The 22,211-nt window shown below is 62.1% G+C and carries 23 protein-coding genes, 1 tRNA gene and 1 pseudogene; 6 read left to right on the forward strand and 19 right to left on the reverse strand.

What is annotated here, in order from left to right:
- Window position 1: 1 nt before the first annotated feature.
- The 4 genes from FFM81_RS00185 to rsfS all read right to left on the reverse strand — a co-directional run bounded on the left by FFM81_RS00185 (window position 2) and on the right by rsfS (window position 3,905).
- Entirely contained in the window at window positions 2-1,324 is a 1,323-nt protein-coding gene (locus FFM81_RS00185; protein ID WP_003543943.1) for a S41 family peptidase, read from the reverse strand.
- Complete coding sequence (locus FFM81_RS00190) at window positions 1,314-2,714, reverse strand: murein hydrolase activator EnvC family protein (RefSeq protein WP_025417367.1); 1,401 nt, start codon at window positions 2,712-2,714, stop codon at window positions 1,314-1,316. The genes FFM81_RS00185 and FFM81_RS00190 overlap by 11 nt, the downstream gene beginning before the upstream one ends.
- A gap of 148 nt (window positions 2,715-2,862) precedes the next feature.
- Window positions 2,863-3,345, reverse strand: a complete 483-nt coding sequence (rlmH, locus tag FFM81_RS00195; protein ID WP_003567644.1) for a 23S rRNA (pseudouridine(1915)-N(3))-methyltransferase RlmH — start codon at window positions 3,343-3,345, stop codon at window positions 2,863-2,865.
- Window positions 3,346-3,461: 116 nt separating this feature from the next.
- Window positions 3,462-3,905 carry a ribosome silencing factor gene (gene rsfS, locus FFM81_RS00200; protein ID WP_037094457.1) on the reverse strand — a complete coding sequence of 148 codons (444 nt, stop codon included), beginning with the start codon at window positions 3,903-3,905 and terminating at the stop codon, window positions 3,462-3,464.
- Window positions 3,906-4,114: 209 nt separating this feature from the next.
- Between rsfS and FFM81_RS00205 the strand changes: the two genes are divergently transcribed.
- Window positions 4,115-4,492, forward strand: coding sequence for a winged helix-turn-helix domain-containing protein (locus FFM81_RS00205; protein WP_003567641.1), 378 nt, complete (start codon window positions 4,115-4,117; stop codon window positions 4,490-4,492).
- On the opposite strand, the gene modC is transcribed toward FFM81_RS00205, so the two are convergent.
- From modC to obgE, 7 genes are all read right to left on the reverse strand, one after another.
- Window positions 4,493-5,560: a molybdenum ABC transporter ATP-binding protein gene (gene modC / locus FFM81_RS00210; RefSeq protein ID WP_003567640.1), complete on the reverse strand. Its 1,068-nt coding sequence runs from the start codon at window positions 5,558-5,560 to the stop codon at window positions 4,493-4,495.
- On the reverse strand, window positions 5,557-6,258 hold the full coding sequence (modB, locus tag FFM81_RS00215) for a molybdate ABC transporter permease subunit (RefSeq protein WP_003567638.1): 702 nt from the start codon (window positions 6,256-6,258) through the stop codon (window positions 5,557-5,559). Before modB ends, modC begins: the two co-directional genes overlap by 4 nt.
- 285 nt (window positions 6,259-6,543) lie before the next feature.
- Window positions 6,544-7,335 (reverse strand): molybdate ABC transporter substrate-binding protein, encoded by a 792-nt coding sequence (gene modA / locus FFM81_RS00220; protein ID WP_138385284.1) that lies wholly within the window; start codon window positions 7,333-7,335, stop codon window positions 6,544-6,546.
- 359 nt (window positions 7,336-7,694) lie between these two features.
- Complete coding sequence (locus FFM81_RS00225; RefSeq protein ID WP_003567634.1) at window positions 7,695-8,327, reverse strand: nicotinate-nucleotide adenylyltransferase; 633 nt, start codon at window positions 8,325-8,327, stop codon at window positions 7,695-7,697.
- Between the two features lie 55 nt (window positions 8,328-8,382).
- Window positions 8,383-9,666 (reverse strand): glutamate-5-semialdehyde dehydrogenase, encoded by a 1,284-nt coding sequence (locus FFM81_RS00230; protein WP_003567633.1) that lies wholly within the window; start codon window positions 9,664-9,666, stop codon window positions 8,383-8,385.
- Complete coding sequence (gene proB / locus FFM81_RS00235; protein ID WP_003567631.1) at window positions 9,659-10,828, reverse strand: glutamate 5-kinase; 1,170 nt, start codon at window positions 10,826-10,828, stop codon at window positions 9,659-9,661. Before proB ends, FFM81_RS00230 begins: the two co-directional genes overlap by 8 nt.
- The gene (obgE, locus tag FFM81_RS00240) at window positions 10,815-11,909 is read right to left on the reverse strand and encodes a GTPase ObgE (RefSeq protein ID WP_003567629.1); all 1,095 of its coding nucleotides are present in this window, start codon (window positions 11,907-11,909) and stop codon (window positions 10,815-10,817) included. Before obgE ends, proB begins: the two co-directional genes overlap by 14 nt.
- Before the next feature lie 84 nt (window positions 11,910-11,993).
- On the opposite strand from obgE, the gene FFM81_RS00245 reads away from it, so the two are divergent.
- Window positions 11,994-12,860, forward strand: a complete 867-nt coding sequence (locus tag FFM81_RS00245) for an endonuclease/exonuclease/phosphatase family protein (RefSeq protein ID WP_003567627.1) — start codon at window positions 11,994-11,996, stop codon at window positions 12,858-12,860.
- 87 nt (window positions 12,861-12,947) lie between these two features.
- Here FFM81_RS00245 and FFM81_RS00250 read toward each other — a convergent pair whose 3' ends face one another.
- The 4 genes from FFM81_RS00250 to rplU form a co-directional block, all read right to left on the reverse strand.
- Complete coding sequence (locus tag FFM81_RS00250) at window positions 12,948-13,535, reverse strand: GNAT family N-acetyltransferase (RefSeq protein ID WP_037091830.1); 588 nt, start codon at window positions 13,533-13,535, stop codon at window positions 12,948-12,950.
- Window positions 13,532-14,188, reverse strand: coding sequence for a GNAT family N-acetyltransferase (locus FFM81_RS00255; protein WP_003567622.1), 657 nt, complete (start codon window positions 14,186-14,188; stop codon window positions 13,532-13,534). The genes FFM81_RS00250 and FFM81_RS00255 overlap by 4 nt, the downstream gene beginning before the upstream one ends.
- Before the next feature lie 125 nt (window positions 14,189-14,313).
- Complete coding sequence (gene rpmA / locus FFM81_RS00260) at window positions 14,314-14,583, reverse strand: 50S ribosomal protein L27 (RefSeq protein WP_138385283.1); 270 nt, start codon at window positions 14,581-14,583, stop codon at window positions 14,314-14,316.
- Window positions 14,584-14,617: 34 nt separating this feature from the next.
- Window positions 14,618-14,935 (reverse strand): 50S ribosomal protein L21, encoded by a 318-nt coding sequence (gene rplU / locus FFM81_RS00265; protein WP_003543907.1) that lies wholly within the window; start codon window positions 14,933-14,935, stop codon window positions 14,618-14,620.
- A gap of 306 nt (window positions 14,936-15,241) precedes the next feature.
- On the opposite strand from rplU, the gene FFM81_RS00270 reads away from it, so the two are divergent.
- A tRNA-Ser gene (locus tag FFM81_RS00270) sits at window positions 15,242-15,331 on the forward strand.
- Between the two features lie 215 nt (window positions 15,332-15,546).
- Here the strand turns inward: FFM81_RS00270 and FFM81_RS00275 are convergent.
- Window positions 15,547-16,107 (reverse strand): DsbA family protein, encoded by a 561-nt coding sequence (locus FFM81_RS00275; protein WP_003567618.1) that lies wholly within the window; start codon window positions 16,105-16,107, stop codon window positions 15,547-15,549.
- 40 nt (window positions 16,108-16,147) lie between these two features.
- Window positions 16,148-17,575: a DUF6880 family protein gene (locus FFM81_RS00280; RefSeq protein ID WP_003567616.1), complete on the reverse strand. Its 1,428-nt coding sequence runs from the start codon at window positions 17,573-17,575 to the stop codon at window positions 16,148-16,150.
- Between the two features lie 165 nt (window positions 17,576-17,740).
- Between FFM81_RS00280 and FFM81_RS00285 the strand changes: the two genes are divergently transcribed.
- The gene (locus tag FFM81_RS00285) at window positions 17,741-17,995 is read left to right on the forward strand and encodes a DUF2934 domain-containing protein (RefSeq protein WP_037091916.1); all 255 of its coding nucleotides are present in this window, start codon (window positions 17,741-17,743) and stop codon (window positions 17,993-17,995) included.
- A gap of 83 nt (window positions 17,996-18,078) precedes the next feature.
- Here the strand turns inward: FFM81_RS00285 and FFM81_RS00290 are convergent.
- Both FFM81_RS00290 and FFM81_RS00295 read right to left on the reverse strand, forming a co-directional pair.
- A pseudogene (locus tag FFM81_RS00290) lies at window positions 18,079-18,649 on the reverse strand (GNAT family N-acetyltransferase).
- 52 nt (window positions 18,650-18,701) lie between these two features.
- Window positions 18,702-19,346: a ThuA domain-containing protein gene (locus FFM81_RS00295; protein ID WP_138385282.1), complete on the reverse strand. Its 645-nt coding sequence runs from the start codon at window positions 19,344-19,346 to the stop codon at window positions 18,702-18,704.
- Window positions 19,347-19,632: 286 nt separating this feature from the next.
- On the opposite strand from FFM81_RS00295, the gene galE reads away from it, so the two are divergent.
- Together galE and FFM81_RS00305 are read left to right on the forward strand one after the other, a co-directional pair.
- The gene (gene galE / locus FFM81_RS00300) at window positions 19,633-20,616 is read left to right on the forward strand and encodes a UDP-glucose 4-epimerase GalE (protein ID WP_097536878.1); all 984 of its coding nucleotides are present in this window, start codon (window positions 19,633-19,635) and stop codon (window positions 20,614-20,616) included.
- The gene (locus FFM81_RS00305) at window positions 20,594-22,147 is read left to right on the forward strand and encodes an alkaline phosphatase family protein (RefSeq protein WP_138385281.1); all 1,554 of its coding nucleotides are present in this window, start codon (window positions 20,594-20,596) and stop codon (window positions 22,145-22,147) included. Before galE ends, FFM81_RS00305 begins: the two co-directional genes overlap by 23 nt.
- Window positions 22,148-22,211: the final 64 nt, after the last annotated feature.

Genomic DNA, 22,211 nt, shown 5'->3' on the forward strand with positions numbered 1-22,211 from the left:
ATTACTTGGCGACGACGGCCTTATCCGGGTTCGGCGGGAAGGCCGGATCGGTCTTCTTGCCGCGCAGCAGATCGAGCGCGTAGTTGAGCTGAACGTCGTCCTTCGGGTCCGGCGGCACATAGGCAACGGAGCCGGAACCTTCGTCGGTCTCGCTCTGGCCCTTGATATGGCCGCGCAGGCTGGATTCGCCTTCGGTCACCATCTTGCCCTGCAGTTCCTCCGGCAGCGGCTCCTCGACCTTGATGTCGGGGGTGATGCCGGTGCCCTGGATCGAGCGACCGGACGGCGTGTAGTAGAGCGCCGTGGTCAGGCGCAGCGCGCCGTTTTCGCCGAGCGGGATGATCGTCTGGACCGAACCCTTGCCGAAGGAGCGCGTGCCGAGAACGGTGGCGCGGCGCAGATCCTGAAGAGCGCCGGCGACGATTTCCGATGCGGAAGCCGAACCGCCATTGATCAGCACGATAACCGGCTTGCCATCCGTCAGGTCGCCCGGGCCGGCATTGAAGCGGCGGGTTTCATCGGGATTGCGGCCGCGGGTCGAAACCACTTCGCCGCGCTGCAGCAGCGCATCGGAGACGTTAATCGCCTGGTCGAGCAGACCGCCGGGGTTGAGGCGCAGGTCGAGGACATAACCCTTCAGCTTGTCGGCCGGAACGGTGTCCTTGATCTTCTTGATCGCCTTTTCCATGTCGGGATAGGTCTTCTCGGTGAAGGAAATGATGCGGAGATAACCGACATCGTCCTCGACACGCGACTTGACGGCCTGGACGGCGACGACGTCGCGGACGATCGTCAGCTCGATCGGCTTGTCGGCACCCTTGCGGATCAGCGTCAGCTTGATCGGCGTGTTGACGGCGCCGCGCATCTTCTCGACGGCGTCTTCCAGCTTCAGGCCACGCACGGACTGGCCGTCGATCTCGGAGATATAGTCGCCGGCAAGAACGCCGGCCTTGGCGGCGGGCGTATCGTCGATCGGGGTGATGACCTTGACGAGCTCGTCTTCCATCGTGACTTCGATGCCGAGACCGCCGAACTCACCCTTGGTCTGGGTGCGCATGTCTTCGGCGTCTTTCGCATTCATGTAGCTCGAATGCGGGTCGAGCGAGGAGAGCATGCCGTTGATGGCATTCTCGATCAGCTTGTCTTCGGCAGGCGGCGTCACATACTGGGCGCGCACACGCTCGAAGACATCGCCGAACACCGAGAGTTCCTTGTATGTCGAGGATCCGGCCGCTTCCGCCGGCACACCCGCCGAGTAAATGACGCTCATGGCGGTCGCACCCATCAATGCGCCGACCAGAACAAGAGAAGCCCTACGAATCATTGCGTGCCTTTCCAGTGTCTTTGGCGGTCCACCATGGTCGGGAATCGACCGGTTTACCGTCCTTTCGAAATTCAATGTAAAGCGTTGGCCGGTCCGTTTCCAGCGCCAATGCAGTTGCGCTTGCCACTCTTTTCGCGCCCATCACGGCGAGCGGCTCGCCGGAGAAAACGAATTTTCCCTGACGGGTATTGATCGTATCCATTCCCGAGAGAACCAGGTGGTAGCCGTCGCCGGTGTCGAGGATGATCATCTGGCCGTAACTGCGGAAAGCGCCGGCGAAAACCACCAGGCCATCGGCCGGCGCCGTCACCACGGTTTCCGGATTGGTGGCGACCGTCATGCCCATGGCTTCGTGCCCGGTACCGTCGGCATCGCCGAACTGGCGCAGGATATCGCCCGCAACGGGCACCTCCAATTTCGCCTTCAATTCTCCGAACGGATATGCGGGGGCAATGCGGTTTTTATCGGGCACACCGCTGTCGGCCAGGGCCTTGGCCTGGGCGCGCTGCTCGTCGGTCATCAGCTTGCGGTTTTCCTCCGCCTGGCGGGCGGCTGCGGCGGCATCCCGCACCGAAGCGATCTCGGATTCCATCGAGGCAACGAGGCCCTCAAGGCTGGTCGCCTTGCCGGCCAGTTCCTCGGAGCGCTTTTTCTCGGCCGTGAGATCAGCGGCATTGCTGCGGCTGAGCTTGTCGTTTTCGGCAAGCAGCAGATCCATGCGCCGCTCTTCCTCGATCCCGTTCGTCATCGTCGCTGTCAGGTCGGCCTTCGCGGCAGCGCTGGCGGTCTGCAATGCGGCGAGGCTTGCAAGGTCGGCGGCAAGCTTGTCGGTCTCCTTGCGGATGCCCGGCACGACGGCGCCGAGCAGGATGGCGCTGCGCACCGAGGCGAGCGCATCATCGGGGGTGACCAGCAAAGCGGGCGGCGGGTTGCGACCCATGCGCTGGAGGGCTGCCAGCACCTCGGCCAAAAGGCCACGGCGTTCGTGCAGCGAACGGCGGATGCCATCCTGCTTGACGCCGAGATCGGCAAGCTTCTTCTCGCTTTCGAGGATCTGCTTCTCGAGCCCCTTGCGGCGGGCGGCGGAATCGATCAGCGCCTGGCGGATGCTTTGCGTGCTCTTTTCCAGATCGGCGATGCTTTGCTGGAGTTCGCTCACCTTGTCGGAGGAAAGACTTATGGTTTTCGACAGGGTTTCGAGTTCGGCGCGGGTCTGGTCGCGTTTGGCGGCGAGTTCGGCGGCCGGATCGGGCGGCGGCCCGGCTGCCGGCTGGGGCGCGGATTGCGCCGACGCTTCCGGGGCTGCATCCTGCGCCCGGACGATGAAGGGATTTGCCGCCACGACGATGACCGCGACACCAAAACCGGCCGCAATAGCCGGCAGGATCATGCGGTGTCGCTTGGTTGCTGTTGTCGTCATGCGGGTCTGGGCACTCTTTCAAATCTCGCGGAGCCTAAGCTGATTTGGCACGCTTTGCCAGAAAGTTCGAAGCAGAATGGTCCGGCGGCTCAACACGGCTGCGTGACAATGCGACGCATCAGACGCGGTGATAGGGGTGGCCGGACAGGATGGTGACGGCGCGATAAAGTTGTTCGGCGATCAGCGTGCGGACGAGCTGATGCGGCCAGGTCATTTTGCCCAGGCACAGCGTGGCGTCGGCACGGTCGTAGAGGGAAGGATCGAGGCCGTCGGCGCCGCCGATGGCGATGGTCAGGTCGCGTTTACCCTGGTCGCGATAGGAGCCCAGCAGGTTGGCGAAGGCTTCGCTGTCGAGCCCCTTGCCGCGTTCATCGAGAAGAATGAGGATGCTGCCATCGGCAAGCGATTTCAACAGCAGTGCCGCCTCCTCGCGTTTGCGGGTTTCCGCGTTGGAGGCGCGGCTTTCGGCGACTTCGGCAACACGGGTAAATTCGAGGCCGACGGCAGGACCGGCCTTGGCGAAACGGTCGAAATAACGGGCCGCAAGATCCTTTTCGGGGCCGGACTTCAGCCGTCCCACCGCAAAAAGACCAACTCGCATGCATCCGCTCCTTGCTGATGCGGCACATCGGGCGCACGAGGCGCCGCCGGCCGGTTTCTCATGTTTCCGGCCAGCCAATGCCACATTTCAAGCGCCGGACAAATGCCGGCCGCCTGTCAGTGCCGTGTTTCTTCATCCATATCCGGAGCCGCCCACATCTTTTCGATGTTGTAGAACTCGCGGATTTCCGGGCGGAACACGTGCACGATAATGTCACCGGTGTCGATCAGGACCCAATCGCCGCCTTCCTGACCTTCAACGCGGGCCGTGCCGAGGCCGTCGTCCTTAAGGTCGGTCAGCAGATGATCCGAGATTGCCATGACATGCCTGTTCGAGCGGCCGGAGACGACGATCATGTAGTCTCCCAGCGCCGATTTTCCGGCAATGTCGATGGTGACGATATCTTCAGCTTTGGAGTCCTCGAGGCTGGCGAGGACGGTTTCTAGGGCGCGGGCGGCGGCATCGGCGCCACGTTCCGCACTCTTCGGGATAACGGCCAACGTTTTTCCCTTGGCGTGTACTGTTGTCAGTTTATTCCCTTTCCTGGAATGACAAACCATGCACAACACGAGATCCGATCGAGACCGGATCATGGTTAAGATAGGCATCAAACCATTAATGTTTCAAGACGTGCTAAGATACAGATCGAGCAAAAAACCGATCCGGCGTCCGAATTGAAGAATATTGCCACGCGGGCTGCTTGTGCGGGCGGTGTACAGTTTCCATGCCGCAGCGTAAAGTGCGGCAAATTCCACGATCTCCGGATTCGATGACCGACTCAGCCGCAAAAACCCTCGTGCCCGTCCTGCGAATCAGCTTCCCGGACGAGGATCGGCTCGGCCATGGCAAGATGGAACTTCTGGAACATATCCGCGCGACCGGATCGATCTCGGCGGCGGGGCGGGCGATGGACATGTCCTATCGGCGGGCATGGCTGCTGGTCAGCGAGATGAACCGGATGTTCTCGGAGCAGGTGGTGGAATCGCAGCGTGGCGGCCAGAAGGGCGGCGGCGCGGCGCTGACGCCGTTCGGCGAGGAATTGCTCGAGCGTTTCCGCCGGATGGAAAAGACGATGCGCACGAGCCTTTCCGAAGATCTCGCCTGGCTTGAGGCCAAGCGCCACCTGAAGTCCGGCGAGCGCGGCTGATCAGGCCTCGAGGGCAACCGTCTTGATGACGGCGAAGACGGTCTTGCCGGGCCGAAGATCGAGGCGTTCGCAGGACAGCGCGGTGATGCGCGAAAGAATGGCGTCGCCGCCGCAATCGAGCCGGATTTCCACGGTTCCGTCCTCGCTCGGGGACATCTGTTCTATCCTTGCTTCCAGGATATTCAGCGCGCTGAGGCCCTCGGGCCTTGTTGTCGCCAGCATGACGTCGCGGGAGGGAACGCGGATGCGCACCGGTTTGCCCGGCGTTAGGGCCGCGCCGGGGATATGCAGCTGGCAGGATTTCAGTGCGACGGTCGATAGCCGGTGAAGCGCGTCGAAGCTTTCGACCGTGCCCTCGAGCAGTGAGCCCGCCTCTTTCCGGTCGGCCGCCGCTGAGGGGCGGCTCAATATGTCGACGGCCGGGCCTGTCGCTTCCACTTTGCCGTCGCTGAGGACGACCACCTGGTTTGCCAGCCGCGCTACCTCGGTGATCGAATGGCTGACATAGACGATCGGAATGTCCGTCTCGTCCCGCAATCGCTGGAGGTAAGGCAGGATCTCCGCCTTGCGCGCCTCGTCGAGGGCAGCGAGCGGCTCGTCCATCAACAGCAGCCGGGGTGCTGAGAGAAGGGCGCGGCCGATGGCGACGCGCTGCTTCTCGCCGCCGGACAGTTTTGCGGGGCTGCGCTCCAGCAACGGCTCGATGCCGAGCAGGTCGACGATGCGATCGAAGTTTTCGCCGCGTGCCGCTCTCGCCGCGAACCAGCGGCCATAGGAGAGATTGGCGCGGACGCTGAAATGCGGGAAGAGCCGGGCCTCCTGGAAGACATAACCGAAGCGGCGGCGATGTTTCGGGACGAAGGTGCCGGCTGCGGTTTCGGTCAAGGCTTCGCCGTCCAGAATAACGCGACCCTCGTCCGGGCGGGCGAGGCCAGCGATGATGCGGATCAGCGAGGTCTTGCCCGAGCCGGAGCGGCCGAACAGCGCGGTAACGCCGCGCTCCGAAGTGAAGGCGGCGTTGAGCGAAAAGGCGCCGAGCCGCTGTTTTGCTTCGACGATCAGCGTCATTCCGGATCGATCCTTTGGCCGGCGAGACGGGCGAGGAATTCGGAGGCGAGCAGGGCTGCCATGGAAATGATGATGGCGACGAGCGTCAGGCGTAGCGCGCCGGCATCGCCGCCCGGCACCTGGGTGAAGGTGTAAATCGCGGCCGACAGCGTCTGGGTTTCGCCTGGGATATTGGAGACGAAGGTGATCGTCGCGCCGAATTCCCCCATCGCCTTGGCGAAGGAAAGGATCATGCCGGTGATGATGCCGGGCAAGATCAGCGGCAGGGTAATCGTCAAAAAGACCCAGGCGGGACCGGCGCCGAGCGTTCCGGCCGCCTCTTCCAGCTTGCGGTCGACCGCCTCGATCGACAGGCGGATGCTGCGCACCATCAGCGGGAAGGCCATGACGGCACAGGCAAGCGCCGCGCCCGTCCAGCGGAAGGAAAGGACGATGCCGAGATACTGGTCGAGCAGACTGCCGATCGGACCGCGGCGGCCGAACAGGATGAGGAGAAGGAAACCGGTGACGACGGGAGGCAGGATCAGCGGCAGATGAACGATGCCGTTCAGCACCGACTTGCCCCAGAAGCGGCCGCGGGCCAGCAGCAAAGCGACGAGAATACCGAAGGGCAGGCTCGCCAGCATGGCGACGATCGAGACGCGCAGGCTGAGCAGGATCGCCGTCCATTCCTCGTCGCTCAGGCCGAATATGTTCAAATGCGGTGGTCTCCCTTGAAATCCAAGGCATGTTGAGGCGAGCCGAGACCAGCTCCTCATCCGCCTGCCGGCACCTTCTCCCCGCTCGCGGGGCGAAGGGGTGTGCCGCGGCCTCTCGGTTCCCGGCTCATGTCTGGTATGGCACGTCCCCTCGCCCCGTTTACGGGGAGAGGGTTAGGGTGGGGGCAGCTATCGGCATGAACCAGACGACTATCTGCGGCTCGTCTTAGTGAGCCTTGACGCTAAGCTGTCGCCCCTGATTCCGCAATCATCTCAACGTCTCAATCACTTCAGAATGGTAAACCCCTGTGCCGTGAAATAGGCGGCTGCCTTGTCGGATTTCAGGAAGTTGAGATAGGCTGCGGCATCCGGGTTCTTGCTTTCGGCGAGAATTGCGATGGGATAGATGATCGGCGGATGGGAATCGGCCGGGAAGGTACCGACGATGGCGACACCTTTGTCGGCGGCGGCATCCGTCTGGTAGACGATGCCATAGGGCGCTTCGCCGCGGGAGACGAGAGCCAAGGCGGCGCGGACGCTTTCGGCGCCGGCGACCTTGGTTTCCACCAATTTCCAGACGCCGAGTTTTTCCAGCGCGGCCATGCCGTATTTGCCGGCCGGAACCGATTTCGGTTCACCCATGGCGAGCTTGCCGTCACCCAAAAGCCCGGCAAGATCAAAGCCCTGCTTGATCTCGACCGGCTTGGCCTTGTCCTTTTCGGCAACCAGCACGATCCGGTTTCCAAGCAGGTCCGAACGGGTGTCGGCTTTGATCAGGTTCTTCTTGGCGACGTAATCCATCCAGTCGCGGTCGGCGGAGATGAAAATATCGGCGGGGGCCGCGTTTTCGATCTGCTTGGCCAGCGCGCCACTTGCCGCATAGGAGGCGACGGCTTCCTTGCCGTTTTCCCTAGTCCAGGCGGCATTGGCGGCATCAAGCGCATCCTTGAGGCTCCCCGCCGCAAAGACGGTGAGCTTTTCGGCCGCGGCGGCCGGCGCTGCAAACGCCGCCGCGCCAAGCCACAGGGCCGATATCGCGGCGGTTGCCAGTTTCATCCATCGGTGGCGATTCTGCATGATTCACTTCCCCAAGGATCGAAATATTGCTACGAATATAACGGGTGGTGCGGTTTGGCTAGGGATATATCTGGAAAAATATGACGGTGTGTTTCACGCGACGATTATCTGCTGATAAAAACGCCACTTCCGGCGCCATTCTCCCGGATAGGATTGCAATCCGCGCATTGCTGCAATGCAACAATCAATCTTCACCTTCGTGCGGAATCTGATAAAACAGACTCATCGAAACGGCTTCTCCTCCTCCCATAGCCGTTCGATAGGGTCGACAACACTCCTCCTCCCAGTTGTCGATCGAGTTTATAAGCCCGACGGATCCTCCCCCGTCGGGCTTTCTCGTTTTCCATCTTCGTTAAAATTTATTCAGCTTCGTCCGACGCGCCGTTGCGGATTGCCGTCGAGCTCAGGCCGGAGCGCGGCCCGTGGATGAAGGTCCAGGCCGGCGCCGGTTTCTTCCAGAGAACCCGGGCATCATCCTCGTCGACGCGGGCGAAATCGAAGGTCCTCGTCATTTTCGAGGAGAGGTAGGAGAGCGTCGCGCCCGGCCGGTCGATCACCGCGATCGGGAAGGTACGGGCGATCTCCTGCCATTTCTGCCATTTGTGAAAGGTCTGCAGGCTGTCGGCGCCCATGATCCAGATGAAATGCACATGCGGATTGCGGGCCTTGACGCGGGCAAGCGTATTGGCGGTGTAACTGACGCCGAGCGCCTGTTCGAAGGCGGTGACCTTGATGCGCGGATCAGGGGCAATACGCTCGCTTTCGGCAATGCGCTCGGCAAGTGGTGCCAGCGCGTTGCGGCTCTTCAGCGGATTGCCGGGGGTGACCATCCACCAGAGCTGGTCGAGGCCAAGCCGCTTGAGAGCGATCTCGGCGACCAGCGCGTGGCCTTGATGCGGCGGATTGAACGAACCGCCGAACAGACCGACGACCATGCCGCGCTCGCTATGCGGCATGCGGAGATAATGCCGGTCGACATTTTCGATCGGCATATCGGGCTCGGTCGTCACGTCAGACTTGGGCGTCACATCAGACTTGGGCGTCACGTCAGGGCCGCGTCTGTCCGGCGCCGTGCACCCGATATTTGAAGGAGGTCAGCTGTTCGACGCCGACGGGGCCGCGGGCATGCATCTTGCCGGTGGCAATGCCGATCTCCGCGCCCATGCCGAACTCGCCGCCATCGGCAAATTGCGTCGAGGCATTGTGCAGCAGGATGGCCGAATCGACCTCGGTGAAGAACCGTGCGACGACATCAGGATCCTCGGCGATGACAGCCTCGGTGTGGTTCGAGGAATAGGTCTGGATATGGGCGATGGCGCCCGATATGCCGTCGACCACGGCCACCGAAATGATCGCGTCGAGATATTCGGTCGACCAGTCCTCCTCGGTCGCCGGCTTCAGGCCGGGGACGACCTTCAGCACCGTCGGCGACGCGCGGACCTCGCAGCCGGCTTCGGTGAGAACCTCGAGCAGCGGCGTCAGATGCGTGCCGATTGCGGCGCCATCGACCAGCAGGGTTTCGGCCGCGCCGCAGATGCCGGTGCGGCGCATCTTGGCGTTGACGACGATCTTCTTCGCCATCTCGATATCGGCCGAGCCATCGACATAGATGTGGCACAGGCCTTCGAGATGGGCAAAAACCGGCACGCGCGCCTCGCTCTGCACCCGGGCGACCAGGCTCTTGCCGCCACGCGGCACGATGACGTCGATCGCGCCGTCGAGGCCGCGCAGCATGGCGCCGACGGCGGCACGGTCGGTGACCGGGACGAGCTGGATAGCATGCTCTGGAAGCCCCGCCGCTTTCAGGCCTTCGACCATGCAGGCATGGATAGCCTGCGATGAGCGGCGCGAGTCCGAACCGCAGCGCAGGATCACGGCATTGCCGGCCTTGAGGCAGAGGGCGCCGGCATCGGCGGTGACGTTCGGCCGGCTTTCGAAGATGACGCCGATGACGCCGAGCGGCGTGCGGACGCGCTCGATCTTCAGGCCGTTCGGCCGGTCCCAGGCGGCAATGACTTCGCCGACCGGATCGGCAAGGGCGGCGATGGCGCGGATGCCTTCGGCCATTTCGGCAATGCGCTTGTCGTTCAGCGTCAGCCGGTCGACGAAGGAGGCGAGCATGTCGCTGCCTTCGATATCCTTCAAATCCTTGGCGTTCGCAGCAAGAATCTCAGCCTTGTTCGCCAGGATCGCGTCGGCCATGGCGTTCAGCGCGCCGTTCTTCGCCGCGGTGGATGCAAAGCCCAGCGGTCGCGCTGATGCCTTTGCCTTGCGGCCGATGTCGTTCATCAGCACGTCAATGTCAGGGCCTGGCGCAACGGTATCAAGCATAGCTCGCGTCCTTCTTCTGCCTTTCCGATTTCGAACCGATCGGCGCGGTCATCACCATGTCGTCGCGATGGACCATGGCGGCGCGGCCGGCATAACCGAGGATGGCTTCGATCTCCGCCGATTTGCGGCCGGCAATCCGGCGGGCGTCGTCGGCGTCGTAGCTGACGAGCCCGCGGGCGATCTCGCGACCGGCCGGGCCGATGATCGCCACCGTATCGCCGCGGCTGAAGAGGCCGGAAACATTGCGCACGCCGGCGGGAAGCAGGCTCTTGCCGGCCCCGAGGGCTGTGACGGCGCCGTCATCGACATGCAGCTCCCCGGCCGGCTGCAGTTGGCCTGCGATCCAGGTCTTGCGAGCCGTGACGGGCGTTCCCGAAGGCGCAAACCAGGAAGAACGGGCGCCGTTTTCGATCGCCGACAGCGGGCTGTCGGTCTTGCCGGAGGCGATGATCATGGCGCAGCCCGATGTCGTCGCGATCTTGCCGGCATCGATCTTGGTGCGCATGCCGCCGCGCGAAAGCTCGGAAGCAGCACCCCCGGCCATCGCCTCGATCTCTGGGGTGATTGCGGAAATCGTCTCCAGGAAGCTCGCGTTCGGATCGAGATGCGGCGGCGCGGTATAGAGGCCGTCAATGTCGGAGAGAAGGATCAGCAGGTCGGCGCCGGTCATCGTCGCGACGCGGGCGGCCAGCCGGTCGTTGTCGCCATAGCGGATTTCGCTGGTGGCGACCGTGTCGTTCTCGTTGATAATAGGCACGGCGCCGATCTTCAAAAGCTGATTGATGGTGGCGCGCGCATTGAGATAACGGCGGCGCTCCTCGGTATCGCCGAGCGTCAGCAGGATCTGGCCTGCGACGATCTCGTCGCGCGACAGGCTTTCCGACCAGGCGCGCGCCAGCGCGATCTGGCCGACGGCTGCTGCTGCCTGGCTTTCTTCCAGCTTCAGTGCGCCGGAGGACAGGTCGAGCACCGAACGGCCGAGCGCGATTGCGCCGGAGGAAACGACGAGCACGTCGATGCCTTTGGCCTTCAGGCCTGCGATATCGGCACACATGGCGTCGAGCCAGGCCTTTTTCAGCCCGGCCTTGCGGTCGACCAGCAGCGCGGAGCCGATCTTGATGACGACGCGCCGGTAGCGGCCAAGCGGCTTACGGCTGGTCATCGGCCTCGTCCTCGCCCTGACCCTCGCCCTCATCGCTGACGACCATGTCGCGATGCCTGAGCTTCGGCACCTTGGCGGGCTTCTCCTCGGCATTTTCTTCGACGATGATGTCGCGTAGCGCCCGCAGGACCTCGGTCATACCCTTGCCGGTGACGGCCGAAATCAGGAACGGCGTCTTGCCGCAGGCCTTGGCCAATTCCCTGGCCTTCTTCTTCAATTCGGCATCGTCGAGCACGTCGATCTGCGACAGCGCCACGATTTCAGGCTTATCCGTCAGATCGTTGCCATAGGCTTCGAGCTCGTGCTTGACCGTCTTATAGGCCTTGCCGACCTTTTCCTCCTGGGCGGAGACGAGGTGGAGCAGCACCCGGGTGCGCTCGACATGGCCGAGGAAACGGTCACCGATGCCGACACCCTCATGGGCGCCTTCGATCAGGCCCGGAATGTCGGCAAGGATGAATTCCCGCTCGTCGATCGTGGCGACGCCGAGATTGGGATGCAGCGTGGTGAAGGGGTAGTTGGCGATCTTCGGCCGTGCACGGGTGACCGATGCCAGGAAGGTCGATTTACCGGCATTGGGCAGGCCGACGAGGCCGGCATCGGCGATCAGTTTCAGCCGCAGCCAGAGGGTCTTTTCCTCGCCGGGCAGGCCGGGATTGGCCCAATCCGGCGCTTGATTGGTCGAGGTCTTGAAATGGGCGTTGCCGAAGCCGCCATTGCCCCCATGGGCGAGGCAGTAACGCTGGCCTTCGACGGTGAGATCGCAGATCAGCGTTTCCCGGTCTTCCTCGAAGATCTGGGTGCCGACAGGGACCTTCAGCGTCACGTCGCTGCCATTGGCGCCGGTGCGGTTCCGGCCCATGCCGTGGGTGCCGGTCGTCGCCTTGAAGTGCTGCTGATAGCGGAAATCGATCAGCGTGTTGAGGCCGTTGACGGTCTCCACCCAGACGTCGCCGCCGCGTCCGCCATCACCGCCGTCGGGGCCGCCGAACTCGATGAATTTCTCGCGCCGGAAGGAGACGCTGCCGCCGCCGCCGTCTCCGGATCGGATATAGACCTTTGCTTCGTCGAGAAATTTCATTTTACTTCCAGTATCCGGTGGCGGTTGGACGGCCCGTCTTGGCCCATTCGATATAGGCGGTTCCGACGGAGGTCAAAGATTATCGTGAATTTTGCGAGCTATAACATACAGTACGGCTTCGGTCTTGACGGCAGATACGATCTCGAGCGCATTGCCCGCAGCCTCGAGGGCGCCGATGTCATCGCGCTGCAGGAGGTGACCCGCGGCTTCTCGCGCAACGGTTTTGCCGACATGGTGGCCGGTATTGCCGCCCTCTTTTCCGACTATTTCTGGGTGTATGGGCCGGCCTGCGACATGCATGCCGAAGCGGCTCCGAGCGGGCCGGCGCCGGTGCGCGGCACCCGTTTCCAGTTCGGCAACATGGTGCTGTCGCGCTGGCCAATTGTCTCGATTAGGACGCTGCTTCTGCCGCGCAGCCGCACGATCGGCAAGATCAATCTGCAGCGCGGCGCCACCGAGGCGGTGATCGCAGCGCCGGGCGGAGCGCTCCGCCTCTACTCCGTCCACCTCGACCACGTTTCCGCAGACGAACGAATTCGCCAGCTGCAGTTCCTGAACGCCCATATCAATGCCTTCGTTCACGAGGGCGGGTCGCTGACGGGAGGTGGTGAATTCGATCTGCCGGAGCCGCCGCTGCCGGAGGACTACGTCATCATGGGCGATTTCAACATGGAGCCGGAATCGCCGGAATATTGCGCGCTTGCCGGGGCCGGCGGCGGATATTACGGCCGGATCGCCCGGATCGGCACACCGGTCGACGCCTTTGCGGCGCTTCAGGCCCATCGGCCGGAGAGCTATAGCTGGATGGATCCCGAAGATCACGGCAAACGCATGCATCTCGACTATTGCTTCGTCAGTTGCGGCCTTGTCAGCCGGTTGAAATCCGCCCGGATCGACACGCAATCCGTCGGGTCCGATCATTTCCCGCTCTGGGTCGCGATCGGCGATTGACGGAGACGCCGTCGTTTGACGGCGTCTCCTTTTACTTGAGCATGATGTTGTCCAAAAACCGCTCACACTTTTCGGCATCATGCTGTGTCAGGCAACCTTCCGCGGCTGCAGCATGCCCGGCTGCAGCACAGTTTCGATGTGCGAAACCATGGTATTGCGGGCGAAACAATAGATTTCGCCGCAACCCACCATGCGGAAACCCAGCTTCTCCTGCAGCCGCAGCGACGCCGGATTGTCGGCGAAGACGCCGGAATGAACGGGCGTCTCCGGCATGCGGCGCGAGAAGCGCTCGATGATCGCCCCCACCGCCTCGCTCATATAGCCGCGCCGCCAGTAGTAGCGGTTCAGCCAGTAGCCGAGGTGCCAGCGGCCGTGGCGCAGCTCGATCGAGACGTTGCCGATATGGACATCGTCCCCGCCGGTGATGGCCAGCGGCCAGTCTGGCAGGGTGCCCGAGGTGACCGGGATCAGCCAGTCCAGCGCATCCTGCCGGTCGAACGGCGCGGGGACGCGGGACAGCATGCGCGTGACCGCGAAATCGGAGAGCGATTCCGCGATCGCAGGCGCATCGCTCAGCCTGTGAGGGCGGAGCGTCAGCCGGGCAGTCGAGATGACAGGCGCGGGGCCGGGCATCATCGGCCTGACCTCCGGCCTTTGCAGTGCCGTCGTGCTCATGCGATGTTCCCCCAGCTTCGGAGCGACATCCAGGTCTTGCGGTCGAGCCTGTACCATTCAACAGGCACGTTGCTGCCGAGCGCGAGCGAAGCGGCAAGCCCCGATCCCTGGAACTGGAAGCCGCACTTCTGGATGACGCGGCGCGAGGCGACGTTCATCACCCGGCAGCGGGCGTCGATCTGATCGACGTTTTCGCGGGTTCTGAACACCATATCGACGAGGGCATGGCAGGCCTCGGTCGTATAGCCCTTGTTCCAATGGGGTTCGCCCAGCCAGTAACCGATTTCGACGGTCCTGCCGTCGGCCTGCGGCTCGACACCGCAGCAGCCGATAAAGGCGCCGTTTTCGGCCTTGGTGATCGCATAGACGCATTTGCCAATCTCGCCATTTCGCGTACGCCAAACAAAGTCGGCGGCATCATCGGCGGTATAGGGATGCGGCATACGCGATACCATGGTGGCGACTTTGGCGTTGTTGGCGAGATGGGCAAGGGCGTCGATGTCTTCTTCGTGGGGCGCGCGCATGACGAGCCTTTCCGATAGTAAGACAGGGCAATCGGTCCTTAACCGCTCCGGCCTCAGCCGTTCCATGGGAGACCGCTGGTCTTCCCGGGGAGACCTTGATTGGTCTGCCCTTAACAATTCGCCTTGCATGTTCAGTCCTCCTGTTTGGACAAAGAAAAAGGGGAGATGGCGCCCCATCTCCCCTGATTTCTAGACTGAACCTGATACGGCCAGCCGGGTCGATGAGACGCCGGCTGTTTTAAAGCGCTACCGGCTTATTCCGCTGCTTCCGCTTTCGGCATGACAGACACGTAGACGCGACCGTTGGCCTTCGTTCGGAAGTTCACATTGCCGGCGGTAAGCGCAAAAATCGTGTGATCCTTGCCGAGGCCGACGTTGGAACCCGGATGCCACTGCGTCCCGCGCTGACGCACGAGGATGTTGCCTGCGATGACGGCTTCGCCGCCGAACTTCTTCACGCCAAGGCGCTTGGATTCGGAATCGCGACCGTTGCGCGAGGAACCGCCAGCTTTTTTGTGTGCCATTGGAGTTCTCCTTTAAACCTGAAACCCGTTGATCTTACTTGGCAGCCACGATGTCCGTGATACGGACGACCGTGTGATGCTGACGATGGCCGCGCGAACGCTTCGAATTCTGACGGCGGCGCTTCTTGAAGGCGATGACCTTCTTGCCGCGGTTCTGTTCGACGACTTCTGCCTTGACAGAGGCGCCGGTAACGAAGGGCGCACCGATCGCAGCGTCGGCGCCTTCGCCGATCACGAGCACTTCGGTAAATTCAATGGAATCGCCAGCGGTGGCTTCCAGCTTTTCGATGGTCAGCACGTCGTTGGCTGCCACACGGTACTGTTTACCGCCGGTCTTGATGACTGCGAACATTTTTTATCCTTTCATGTTCGTTCCAGCTCTCCTCGCTGCTTGAGCAAGGCGGCCGTCTTTTTATCAGTCGATGTTAAGCAGGGATTTCAGAGGGCTGGCCTCGAACTCTTTCTGCCGGTGAAATGCCCCACGCGAGCGCGGGACGGGCAAGGCACGGATTACTCCAAACCTATCGCGCAGCCGAGATACGCGAGTGACAAAAAGGTGTCAAGGCAAAAGGATGGAATGCTTCGACTTTTCGGCTTGCCAACCCGTCATATGCTCGTTATGAGAACGCCCGCGCCGAACAAGCGCCGACCAGACCGCGGAGAGGTGGCAGAGTGGTCGAATGCACCGCACTCGAAATGCGGCATACCTGCAAGGGTATCGTGGGTTCAAATCCCACCCTCTCCGCCACTTGGAACTTGGACTCTAAGGTTTCCCCCGCGATCTTCCGATTCGTCTCAGTTAGGTGCCGCTTGCGAGCTGCAAAGCAACGTTCACGAGCGTCAGGCCAATTGATGGGCGCTCGTGAGTCAAGCAAGCGCGTTCTATTTCAGCCGTTCCTATTTCGTGGGTGCCGGCAGGTAAGAGACTGCCGCCCAGTGAGCACTTGCAGGCCAGGCAGGGCGTCAGCCGCCCAGCACTTTCTCGACCCAGGCTCCAACCTCATCGCCGCTGCTCATGTCCGCCTGCACCAGCCCGTCGATCATGAAAGTCGGCGAGACGTGGATGCCGTTCTGCCGGGCGTATTTGCAGTGCCATTTGATCTCCCGGTCGAGATCCGGGATCGCGAAGGCTTCCTTCAGTTTGATGCCGCTGTAACCTTCCAGGCGCTCGATGATTTGGTTCGGCGTGACGTCCATGTTCGGGCCGCCGGCGTGACGCTCAAACTCGAATTCCTCGCGATGCGCGGCGATGGCTCCCATGACCTTTTTTGCCGTCTCCTTGCCGCCTTCCAGCGTCGAGGCGGCGATGATGCAGCGGACGAGCACGCCGGAATACATGTGCCAGGGTTGCGACTGCAGACGGAGCTTGACGGTGATCCTGTCTCTGCCGGCTTGCTCAAGAAGGGCGTCGAGCTTGTAGAAAGCCCTGACCGAGTAAGGGCAGGTCGGTTCGAGGAAGGCCTCGAAAATACGCGGGCCATTGCCCCAGTTCAGCGGATCGGCGTGCCATGCGGTTCCGGTCATGGTGATGTCCTTTTCGTGGGTGGGATCCGGTATTGTCGGCCTAACGCAGGAGGCTCCAGAAGCCATGCTTGTTTCCGTGTTTGCGCTTGAGTTCGACAACATAGGCGTCGTGAGGCCGGGCGCTGCCGAAATCGTCGATATGCGGCGCCATCGACGCGCATTCCGCCAGATGGCGGGCGGCATGCCTGTAACGGCTGGATCGGCCGTAATCGAGGGCGAAGCCGATCATCGCCCGCAGCAGCATGGTGGCTGCGAGCGGGTGTTTCTCCTGCAGCGCCTCGGCTGCCGGCGTCATCAGTTCGTACAAGTTACCGTCCAGTTCCGCGTGACGGTTGGATATGAGTTTCGCCGCTTCAGCCAGTGCCGGCCAGGTAAGGAAAAAGGCAAGGGCCGGGTGAACATCCGGAAAGCCGTGGACGAAGGCGAATGCCTTCTCCTCGGCCTCGATATCGTCGAAGTCGGGGAGCCTTCGCAGGAAAGCGCGAAGGTGCTCGCCATTCAGCGACTGCTCGAAGCATTGCCATTGATAGGCCTGCGCTTCCTCTCCTCGTCCGAGCGCGGCGAGTGCCTCGACGCGGGCGCGCTGCCATTCAAAGGGCAGTTCGAACCGCCCCCTGTGATCGGCGCCGTCCAAAATCGTCAATGCATCCTCGGCGCGTCCAGCCAGGAGCAAACGGTCAGCAATCTCGGCTGCGATCATCGGCGCCCTTAACGTCTGTTCCGGCAGCTGGGCGATGAAGGCATCGACATCATTCTGGGCATCGGCAATTTCCTGCAGAGCGATGCGCGCCGTCATTTGCCGATGGTTGGCGTCGATCTCATCCCTGTAGATCGGCCCATTGCCGAAAACCTCGCGGTCGGCGTCGTCAGGCTTCTCCTCCGCTTCGTTCGACCATTGCACCAGGCGGCTCTTCAAGTGTTCCAGGCCGTCGTCGCCCAGCGCCGGAAGCATCTCGGCGATCAGCGGATCATATTGGCCGTGGTCGTTATCCTGCAGCGCAGTGAAGATCTTGTCGGCAAGGACATCGATACCGATGCCCGCGGCGCTGGCGATGACGCCGGCATCGGCGCATGCCTGATGGAAGGTTTCGATAAAAACGCTGTCGCCGCTGTTGGATCGCTCGAATATGGAATCGGCGACGGCAAGAAATTGCCAGATGAGATCGAACGCCTCCTTCGGATCGTCGGCGGCGACGACGGTGACGATCGTCGATCGCTGCGTTTCCAAGTCCGCGTTAACAGTTTTCACCTTATGCCATTCGATGAAGCTGCGGGCTCGCGCGATGCTGGCCAGGCGCTTGCGCACTTCGCGTGCCACTTCGGCACTGCCTTGATTGCCGGCAAGCTCCATTCGAAGCCGTCGTTTGTGGGCGGCGCTGCCCATGCTGATCTCGATCAGCAGTTCGGCGAGACGTTGGGCGCCGAGGGCTTCCAGGTTTTTCGCGTTGAGAGTTGTCTTTGCTGCCATCGGTCATCGCTGTCGTTTCTGCTGGGACCCTAACCCGGAGACGGTAGGAGGCCAAGCTGTTGTATTAGCTAAAAACTAACGCTGCCTCGTAACGACTCCTAAAGCCGGTTTTGGCACCTTGTTGCCTATCGAATATTGTTTCCAAATTTCTCGCTGGGGTTGATGATGAGTCATAATAAAGACGCCTGGGTAAGCCAGCGCGCTTATTCACTGTGGGAATCGGAAGGCAGGCCGGATGGGCGCGGGGAAAGCCATTGGGCGCAGGCGCTGCGGGAGTTCGAGCAGTTGGAGCTGACCAAGGCCTCGGCCGATGGAAACGATCTTATCGCGAAGCTGAAGGCGGCCGGGCGGCTGATGCGGGTCTATGACGAGGCGGCGCCTGCCGTCGAGGACGATCGGCAGCTGAAGGCGGCCCGTTAGCGTATAAACAAAAGGTTAGAGCGGTTCTGCGCCCCCGTGGAAAACCGGAACCGCTCTAAGCACTGTAGCCAACGTCCGAATAGTCAGCTGCATTGCAGGCGCACGATCGGTCTTGCCGGCAGACGCCTTGCCACTTCAACGAAACCTTCATCACGGAACATCGCAAGCGTTCCCGGATAGAGCTCGCCTCCGTTCGAGGCGCGGGCCACTTGGTCGACAGGGTATGCCTCGAGACAATCGGCCCCGTTTGCGCTGGCAAATTCGACGGCATCTTTTCAAAAGCAGCCGCGACAGGCCCTGCCGCCGGAACGGCTTGCGGACGATGAAGCAATTGATCGACCAGACCGGCGTGTCATCGACCGGGGCAAAGGGTTTTGAGCGGCGCAGCCGGTCGAACACGACGCGTGGCGCCACGCCGCACCATCCGGCCGGCTCGTTCTCATGATAGGCGAGAATGCCCGGTGGACGCGGCTCTGCGACAAGGCTTCGAAACCAGCTGCGATTTCCCTCACCCCATCCGGCATTGTAATCGGCATTCGGAAGATACCAGTAGGCGCAGCGGCAGTTGCGGGCGTCGGCGCAATCGTCGAAGACCGCTTCTATTTCGGCCAGGCGGTCTGTTGTGGCGGGGAAGAAAGAGAAGCGATCCGGCATGCGGGCAAATTATGGCGGGGGCAGGCGGTCGGCAAGGATTGCCCGTCCCAGACTATCGACGGGCGGCCCAGCTCAGGCCGCGGCGCAGGATGAGGGGCATGTAGGGATGGTCGAATTCGGCCGCGACATGGCCGAGAGCGGAATAGAAGATGCGGCCGGCGCCGAAATGGCGCTTGAAAACAACAGGCATCACGACATTGCGCGCGGCCGGATCGTAAGCGCCGGTGAAGGTGGTGGTCGCCAGGATTTCGACGGTGGGATCGTAGTGGAGGTAATATTGCTCCGAACGGTAATCGAAATCGGGAATGCCCTCCATGACTGGATCGTCCTGGCGGGTGACGGCGACACGGAAGTCGATGATATTGCCGGGATGGGCAACCCAGGTGACGCCGGAGACATAGCGGAACGGCGCGCTTTCCTTGAAGGAGGTAGCGAGCGCGCCGTGATGGCCAGCAAGCCCGAGCCCGCTGCGCACCGCTTCGACCAGGGCCAAGGCATGGGGTTTTTCGAGCGTTTCGCCGGTGATGATCGGCACCAGCAGATCGGCTTTCACAAGCGTCGGAGATCCGAATATGCCGAGATCGCCGGTGACCTCGACCGCAAAACCGTCCTCGCGCAGGAGATCGGTGACGATCTCAGCGCATTGCTCCGGCTCATGGCCTTGCCAGCCGCCCCAAACGACCAATGCCTTTCTCATTCGCGCGCTCCCTGGCTGATGGCTGCGGACCGTTGCATCATATGATCGTAAAGCCCCTTAAAACGGGTGTTTATGCAAATCACGCGAATAATTCGCCGGTCGCCGATCCGGCATAGAACGCGCAGGGCCGGGCGGTTCGGCATTTGACCTGTTGCCCGTTCGCGCCTAGGGCGGTTCAGCATTCAAGCGCGGACTCTACCTTTTTGTTTTAACGCAATTCCTTCTTTTTATTGACGTGTATCTCGTCTAGGTTTCTTTTATCTCTCGCTAATAATAAGGGTGGTGCATGGCAGGTGAAACGGTTCTTGTGGTCGGCGGCGCCGGTTATATCGGCTCGCATACGTGTCTTGACCTGGCGAACAAGGGCTACAAGCCTGTCGTCTTCGATAATTTTTCGAACGGCCATCGCGAGTTCGTCAAATGGGGCCCGGCCGAGGAAGGCGATATTCGTGATCGCGCCCGGCTGGATGAGGTGCTGGCCGAGCACAAGCCGGCGGCGATCCTGCATTTTGCGGCGCTGATCGAGGTCGGCGAATCGGTCAAGGATCCGGTCTCCTTTTATGAGAACAATGTCATCGGCACCTTGACGCTGCTTTCGGCGGCGCAGGCAGCCGGCATCAACGCCTTCGTCTTCTCCTCTACCTGCGCCACTTACGGTCTGCCGCAGAGCGTGCCGCTCGACGAGTCGCACCGGCAGGTGCCGATCAATCCCTACGGGCGGACGAAATATATCGTCGAGCAGGCGCTCGCCGATTACGACCAGTACCGGAGCCTGCGCTCGGTGGTGCTGCGTTATTTCAATGCGGCCGGCGCCGATTTCGAAGGCCGGATCGGCGAATGGCACCAGCCGGAGACGCATGCGATACCGCTGGCGATCGATGCGGCCCTCGGCCGCCGCCAGGGCTTCAAAGTGTTCGGCAGCGATTACGAGACCCGCGACGGCACCTGCGTGCGCGACTATATCCATGTGCTCGATCTTGCCGATGCGCATGTGCGCGCCGTCGAATATCTCTTGAAGGGCGGCGATTCCGTCGCGCTCAACCTCGGCACCGGCACCGGCACGACGGTGAAGGAATTGCTCGGCGCCATCGAGGACGTGTCGAACAGGCCTTTCCCGGTCGAATATATCGGCCGGCGCGAAGGCGATTCGCATACGCTCGTCGCCAATAACGACAAGGCGCGCGACGTGCTCGGCTGGGTGCCGCAGTATGATCTGTCCGAGATCATCCGCTCCGCCTGGAACTGGCATGCCAAAACCAACCAGCATTAAAACACCGGATCGCCGGCCGAACATTCTGCTGATCACGGCGGACCAGTGGCGCGGCGATTGCCTGTCGGCCGCGGCGCATCCCTGCGTGAAGACGCCAAATGTCGATGCGCTGGCGCGCGAAGGCACACTCTTCAGGCGGCACTATGCCGGGGCCGCACCCTGCTCGCCGGCCCGGGCCACACTCTATACCGGCCTCTACCAGATGAACCACCGCGTCTGCCGCAACGGCTCGCCGCTCGACGCCCGTTTCGACAATCTGGCGCTGGCGGCGCGGCGGGCGGGATACGATCCGACGCTGTTCGGTTACACCGATACGGCGCCCGATCCGCGGGCAATGGATGCCGGCGATCCGCATCTGACCACCTATGAAGGCGTGCTGCCGGGTTTTACCTCGCGCCAGCTTCTGCCCGAGCATGAGAGGCAATGGCTCTCCTGGCTCCGGTCCCGCGGCCATGCCAATGCCGTCAGCCGCGACATCCATATTCCCGTCGGCGCGGAGCCTGGAGAAATTTCCGATGCGGCGCCGGCCTATTCCAGCGATGAGACCCAGACGGCGTTCCTGGCCGGTGAATTCATCCGTTGGCTGGGTGAACAGGACAGGCCGTGGTATGCGCATGTCTCTTTCCTGCGTCCGCACCCGCCCTTTTCCGTGCCGGAACCATTCAATCGGATGTTCAAGCCAAGCGAGGGGCCGTTTTTTTCGCGCGCGGCCGATCGCGACGTGGAAGAGACAAGTCATCCCTATCTCGCCTATGCCATGCCGCGCACCGACAAGGGCAATTTCATCCACGGCGCAACGGGGCCGCTAGTCGACTGGAACGGTGAGGACTTCGCCGCGATAAGGGCGATCTATTACGGCATGATATCGGAGGTCGATGCACAGCTCGGCCGGATCTGGCAGGCCCTGAAGGATGCGGGCGCCTGGGACGATACGCTTATTGTCTTTACCTCCGATCACGCCGAGATGGCGGGCGATCACTGGACGCTCGGGAAGGGCGGCTTCTTCGACGGCAGCTATCATATTCCGCTGGTCATTCGCGATCCTTCAAGCGGTGCTGCCGGCGGGATCGTCGACGATTTTACCAGCGCCGCGGATGTTTTTCCGACCCTTTGCGAAAGGCTCGGCGTCGAGGCGAAGAACGGGCTCGACGGCCGGTCGCTAATGCCGTTCGTCAATGGCGGGAGCAGCAGCAGGCCGGACTGGCGGGACGCGGCATTCTGGGAATTCGATTTCCGCGATATCGCCGAGGGCCAGGCGGAGCGGTATTTCGGGCTCAAGCCGAACGAATGCAATCTCGCGGTGATCCGCGATGGGCGGTTCAAATATGTGCATTTTACCGCATTGCCGCCGCTGCTTTTCAATCTGAGCGACGATCCGATGGAGCTCGACAATATCGCGGCCGATCCGGCCTATGCGGCGATCAGGCTTGAATACGCCGAAAGGCTGCTGTCGCTCCGGGCGCGGCATCTCGATCAGACCCTCGCCTATACCGAGCTGACGGAAAAAGGGCCGGTGACGCGCCGGCCCTGATGTTAGAGCGCTTTAAACTGGCACATAATACTTTCCGAAAATCGATTCCGAGTTTCGGGTTATG

The sequence above is a fragment of the Rhizobium hidalgonense genome, from assembly GCF_005862185.2.
Taxonomy (GTDB): Bacteria; Pseudomonadota; Alphaproteobacteria; order Rhizobiales; family Rhizobiaceae; genus Rhizobium; species Rhizobium hidalgonense.